General features: G+C 63.2%; 1 protein-coding gene. It reads left to right on the top strand.

Features of this window, described 5'->3' with window-relative positions; all coding sequences use genetic code 11:
* Window positions 1-1,023, top strand: a 1,023-nt coding sequence (locus U1700_RS15420; RefSeq protein WP_332753539.1) for an SEC-C metal-binding domain-containing protein, incomplete at its 5' end; no start/stop codon positions are given.
* Window positions 1,024-1,025 lie beyond the last annotated feature (2 nt).

The raw sequence follows: 1,025 nt of genomic DNA, 5'->3' as shown, positions 1-1,025 counted from the left end.
CCGGGCCTGTCGCGCTTCTACCTCAGCCTCGACGACGACCTGCTGCGCATCTTCGGGCCGGATACGCTGTTCGCCAAGATGATGCGCAGCAATATCGAGGATGGCGAGGCGATCGGCAGCAAGTGGTTGTCCAAGGCGATCGAGACCGCGCAGAAGAAGGTCGAGGCGCGCAACTACGACATCCGCAAGCAGGTCGTCGAATATGATGACGTGATGAACGACCAGCGCAAGGTCATCTACGAACAGCGCGCCGACATCATGGATGCCGAGACGGTGGGCGATGTCGTCGCCGATATGCGTGCCGAGACGGTGAATGCGATCGTCGGCACCGCCTGCCCGCCCAACAGCTATCCCGAGCAGTGGGATGTCGCGGGCATGAAGCAACAGCTGAAAGACCTGCTGAACCTCGAGTTGCCGATCGACGACTGGCTGACAGAGGAAGCGATCGACCCCGAGATCGTGCTGGAGCGGGTCACCGCCGAGGCCGATGCGATGGTCGAGGCCAAGGCCAAGGAACTGGAGCCCGATACCTGGGCCAGCGTCGAAAAGTCGATCCTTCTCCAGAATCTGGACCATCACTGGAAGGAACATCTGGCCACGCTCGACGCGCTGCGCCAGGTCGTCCACCTGCGCGCCTATGCGCAGAAGACGCCGATCAACGAATACAAGCACGAGGCGTTTTCGCTGTTCCAGCGGATGCTCGACAATATCCGCGAGGATGTGACGCGGACCATCGCCTTTGCCCAGTTCCAGTTGCAGGCGCCGCCGGAACTGCCCGAGCTGCCGGACTTCATCACCTCGCACTTCGACCCGTTCACTGGCGAGGACAACACCAACGACTGGGATGCCGCCGCGCGCGGGCTGCTCCAGCCGCAGATGCCGCCGATGCAGATCCCGCAGCCGGAGGGCATGGACCTGGGCACCGATCCCGCACAGTGGGAAGGCCGCGTCAATCGCAATGCGCCGTGCCCTTGCGGTTCGGGGCTGAAGTACAAGCACTGCCACGGGGCGGTGACGGCCTGATC

The sequence above is a fragment of the Sphingomonas sp. RB1R13 genome, from assembly GCF_036663775.1.
Lineage (GTDB): Bacteria > Pseudomonadota > Alphaproteobacteria > Sphingomonadales > Sphingomonadaceae > Sphingomicrobium.
This window is presented reverse-complemented; position numbering and strand designations above follow the sequence as displayed.